Source organism: Leisingera sp., assembly GCF_034669605.1.
Taxonomy (GTDB): domain Bacteria; phylum Pseudomonadota; class Alphaproteobacteria; order Rhodobacterales; family Rhodobacteraceae; genus Leisingera.
This window is the reverse complement of record NZ_JAXMOX010000286.1, coordinates 1-4,375: the sequence shown is the minus strand read 5'-3', so window position 1 is coordinate 4,375 and position 4,375 is coordinate 1. Positions and strand designations below refer to the sequence as shown.

Here is a 4,375-nt window from a genome sequence, read left to right as displayed (position 1 = left end):
GCGGCGTCATTCCGCAATCGGCTACCTAACCCCCGCGCAAGCCTACGAAACCATGACTTGGAAAAGCGCAGCATAGGGTCAATAATCAAACTGTCCGGATATCGGGACGAACTCCAGGCCCTTCACGCTCGCAAAATACATCATACGCAGGGAAAGCGTTCCGCAAGGCAGTGTTATTCAGCGGCTTGTCAACCGGCAGGAACCGCTAAGTGTATCCCTGTCATCGAACTGCGCAGCAATCTCGCCGGGGGACTGGCTGCAGGCGGCTTGAGGACAGCGGGTAATCTCTGGCTGGCCAGAGCCCGGCCAACGGGTTATTGGAGCAGGCATGACTGACACTTTGCCTCCGTGCCCCGAATGCGCCTCTGCCTATACCTATCAGCTGGACGCCCTGCTGATTTGCCCCGAATGCGCCCATGAATGGGCGGCGGTGGCTGCTGGCGACACGACCGCCGAAGTGCGCGACAGCGTCGGCAACCTGCTGGCGGACGGCGACACGGTGACGGTCATCAAGGATTTGAAGCTGAAGGGGACGTCCTCGGTCATTAAGGTTGGCACCAAGGTGCGGGGCATCCGGCTGGTGGATGGCGATCATGATATTGATTGCAAGGTGCCGGGAGTCGGCCCGATTGGCCTGAAGTCGCAATTTGTGAAGAAAGTGACCGGCTAAGACCCTTGCCGCCCGAGGCCGCCTGATGGCCCGCGTCACGCAGGTTCACATCGTCGGCGAGGCCTGGATGAGCCTTGGAGATTGCGGGCTATACCGGCATCATGCTGTGCGGTGCTTTCCCCATGGTGTGGATGCTGAACCGTTTTCTGCAGAAACCGATGCAGAAGGCCGGCTCATGGTTCGGGCTGTCTTCGGCAGGCACCCTTTGCAAACTTCAGGCAGTCTCCCGTAGGCCGCCGCCAGTTTCTTTCTTTTCCAAGCCAAAAGATCGGGCTTTTCGCTTAAATTTCCGGCGCAAGCACGCTATCTGAAAATCACACTGCATCAGTGGCCTTTACAGACTTCTTCCTCCTTTCTCATGCTCCGCCGCATGCCCGATGCCCTGTCCATTGTTGTTGTCGAAACAGACCGCGAACGCGCCTTCATGATTGTGGACGGGCTGCGGCAAGCCGGGGATTTCGACATTCAGGTCATCTCGGAACCTTCAGGCCTGGCGCGCCAGATACAGGTTCGTGACCCGGATGTTGTCCTCATCGATATCGCAAATCCCTCGCGCGACGTGCTGGAGGAACTGACGCTGGCATCCGGCCCCAAGCAACGGCCGGTGGCCATGTTTGTCGATCGCAGCGAGGACGGGCTGTCTGCTGCCGCGGTGGAGGCTGGTGTCTCGGCTTATGTCGTCGACGGGCTGCAGCCCGCCCGGCTGAAGCCGGTTCTGGACGCCGCGATCGCCCGGTTCCGGCTGTTTCAGCGGATGCGCACAGAGCTCGCCGAGGCCAAGCGCGCCCTGGAAGAGCGCAAGGTCATCGACCGCGCCAAAGGCATGGTCATGAAGGCCCGCGGCATCGGCGAAGATGAAGCCTATGCGCTGCTGCGCAAGGCCGCGATGGACCAGAACAAGCGCGTCGCGGACGTGGCGCAGGCGCTGGTCACCGCGGCAGGGCTGCTGGCATGAGCACGACACGGATCCCTGCCGGCTATGTGCCGCTGACCGATGCAGCGCCGCTGATTGCCGCGCAGGAAATGGGCTTTGCTGCTGAAGAACGGCTGATTCTGGAACTGCACCCCGCGCCCTCCTGGTCGTCGCTGCGGGACATGCTGGCTTTTGGCCAGGTGGACGCCGCCCAGATGCTCGCCCCGGTGCCGATTGCTGCGGCGCTTGGCCTTGGGGGTGTCAGCGCGCCCTTGTCGGTGCTGTCGGTGCTGTCTGTCAATGGCACCGTCGTTGGTGTCAGCAGCAGCTTGGCCCGCAGGATGGCCGATGCGGGGTACAGGTTCTGCTTTCATGACGCCGTGTCCGCCGGGGAGGCCCTGATTGCGGCGGCCGGCCCGGACCTGCGAATTGGCGTCCCGTTTCCCTTTTCCATGCATGCCGAACTGCTGACATACTGGCTGAATGGGCTGGGGCCGGACACACCCCGGGACATCGGCATCCGCACGGTCCCGCCGCCGCTGATGGCCGAGGCCGTCCGCAACGGCGAAATCGACGCCTTCTGCGTTGGTGAACCCTGGGGATCCATGGCAGTTGAACAGGGCGCAGGCGCGCTGCTGCTGCCCGGCCGGGCGATCTGGTCCTTTGCGCCGGAAAAGGTGCTGGCCGTCCGCGGCGCCTGGGCAGAAGCCGAACCGGACTTGTCCAGCCGCCTCATCCGGGCGCTCTGGCGCGCTGGCCGCTGGCTGGCCGATCCCGCCTCCCGCGGGCTGGCGGCAGAAATCCTGTCCGCGCGGCGGTATCTTGATCTGCCCGCCGAAATCATCGAGCGCGCGCTGTCGGGAAAATTCACGGTCACACCTCAGGGCCTGCAGCGCGAAGCGCCTGGGTTCATCGGCTTTCATGACGGCGCCGCAGGCTTCCCCTGGCGCAGCCAGGCGCAATGGATTGCCTTGCAGCTCGCACAGCGGAACGGCCTGGACCGCGAGACGGCACTTGCAAAGGCCGGACAGGTATTCCGCAGCGATCTGTACCGCAACGCCCTGCGCGGGACCGGCGCCGACTTGCCCGGCGCCTCTTCGAAACTGGAAGGCGCGATCAGCGGCCTGCTGCTGGCAGCGGGGGAATCGGAAGCGGTCAGCCTGTTGCAGAACCGGTTCTTTGATGGCCGGGTTTTTGATCCCCAGGCCGAGGCCTGATGAAAAATCAGGCAGCAATCCGGCACGCGACGCTGCAATGCAGAATTAATTGCTGCAGCAGCAAAGAAACCATTGGCGCTTTCCGGCGCTTCCGACAGTCTGAATTCAGCCAGGCAACGGAGCCTGACTGAGAATTTTCCCGAAGAACGGGTTTCACTGAGCAAAGCCGCTCGACCCACCGCCACTCCTCCCGGCGGTGCGTGTCAGCGGCTTTTTCTGTTCCGCCCCCATGGGCCGGACGCAGCTAGGAAAAGGAACCAACCCGATGAAAAGATTGATACTGGCGCTTGCAGCCTCGACCGCCCTGACCGGACCGGCGCTGGCCGCAACCCTGGAGCTAGAAAAGGACGTGCTGACCTTTGGCTTCATCAAGCTGACGGATATGGCGCCGCTGGCGGTGGCTTATGAGCAAGGCTTTTTCGATGATGAGGGGCTGTTTGTTACCCTCGAAGCGCAAGCGAACTGGAAGGTTCTGCTGGATGGCGTGATCGGCGGCACCCTGGATGGTGCCCATATGCTGGCAGGCCAGCCGCTGGCCGCTACTACCGGCTACGGCACCGAGGCCCATATCGTCACACCGTTTTCGATGGACCTGAACGGTAACGGTATCACCCTGTCCAATGAGGTCTGGGAGATGATGAAGCCGAACCTGCCGACTGACGCGGATGGCAAGATCGCACATCCGATCTCCGCCTCATATCTGAAGCCGGTGATCAAAGACTTCAACGCCAAGGGCAAGCCCTTCAACATGGGCATGGTGTTCCCGGTCTCCACTCACAACTATGAGTTGCGTTACTGGCTGGCAGCGGGCGGTATCAACCCCGGCTATTACTCCCCCGATAATGTGACCGGCCAGATCGGCGCCGAGGCGTTCCTGTCGGTGACGCCGCCGCCGCAGATGCCTGCGACATTGGAGGCGGGTACGATCTCCGGCTACTGCGTGGGCGAGCCCTGGAACCAGCAGGCGGTGTTCAAGGGTATCGGTGTTCCGGTGGTTACCGATTACGAGCTGTGGAAGAACAACCCGGAAAAGGTCTTTGGCATCACCGCCGGGTTTGCCGAGGAAAACCCGAACACCACGCTGGCGGTGGTCAAGGCGCTGATCCGCGCGGCCCAGTGGCTGGATGAAAACGATAACGCCAACCGTCCGGAAGCGGTGGAGATCCTGTCGCGCCCGGACTACGTCGGGGCGGACTATGAGGTGATCGCCAATTCGATGACCGGCACTTTTGAATACGAGAAGGGCGACAAGCGCGACGTTCCGGATTTCAACGTGTTCTTTCGCTACAACGCCACCTATCCGTTCTATTCGGACGCGGTTTGGTACCTGACCCAGATGCGCCGCTGGGGACAGATAGACGAGGCCAAGCCCGACAGCTGGTATGACGAGGTTGCGCGCTCGGTCTATAAGCCGGAGATCTATCTGGAAGCCGCAAAAATGCTGGTCGATGAAGGGCTTGCCGATGCCGGAGACTTTCCCTGGGACAGTGACGGCTACAAGGCGCCGACCCCGGCGGAGGACATCATCGACGGCATCCCCTTCGATGGCAAAACCCCCAACGCCTATATCGACAG

General features: G+C 62.0%; 5 protein-coding genes. All 5 read left to right on the top strand.

Features of this window, described 5'->3' with window-relative positions:
* Nucleotides 1–328 precede the first annotated feature (328 nt).
* Nucleotides 329–670 (top strand): zinc ribbon domain-containing protein YjdM, encoded by a 342-nt coding sequence (locus tag VOI29_RS22810; protein WP_323783966.1) that lies wholly within the window; start codon nucleotides 329–331, stop codon nucleotides 668–670.
* A 74-nt stretch (nucleotides 671–744) separates the two neighbouring features.
* Nucleotides 745–981 carry an ethanolamine utilization protein EutH gene (gene eutH / locus VOI29_RS22805; protein ID WP_323783965.1) on the top strand — a complete coding sequence of 79 codons (237 nt, stop codon included), beginning with the start codon at nucleotides 745–747 and terminating at the stop codon, nucleotides 979–981.
* A gap of 59 nt (nucleotides 982–1,040) precedes the next feature.
* The gene (locus VOI29_RS22800; protein ID WP_323783963.1) at nucleotides 1,041–1,625 is read left to right on the top strand and encodes an ANTAR domain-containing response regulator; all 585 of its coding nucleotides are present in this window, start codon (nucleotides 1,041–1,043) and stop codon (nucleotides 1,623–1,625) included.
* Nucleotides 1,622–2,800, top strand: a complete 1,179-nt coding sequence (locus VOI29_RS22795; protein ID WP_323783961.1) for a CmpA/NrtA family ABC transporter substrate-binding protein — start codon at nucleotides 1,622–1,624, stop codon at nucleotides 2,798–2,800. The genes VOI29_RS22800 and VOI29_RS22795 overlap by 4 nt, the downstream gene beginning before the upstream one ends.
* Nucleotides 2,801–3,065: 265 nt before the next feature.
* The coding region (locus VOI29_RS22790) for a CmpA/NrtA family ABC transporter substrate-binding protein (RefSeq protein WP_323783959.1) at nucleotides 3,066–4,375 on the top strand (1,310 nt) is incomplete at its 3' end.

Excerpts from the sequence above, each read along its gene's own strand:
- VOI29_RS22810 (WP_323783966.1), top strand. The coding sequence starts at position 329 with ATGACTGACACTTTGCCTCCGTGCCCCGAATGCGCCTCTGCCTATACC.
- VOI29_RS22800 (WP_323783963.1), top strand. The coding sequence starts at position 1,041 with ATGCCCGATGCCCTGTCCATTGTTGTTGTCGAAACAGACCGCGAACGC.
- VOI29_RS22795 (WP_323783961.1), top strand. The coding sequence starts at position 1,622 with ATGAGCACGACACGGATCCCTGCCGGCTATGTGCCGCTGACCGATGCA.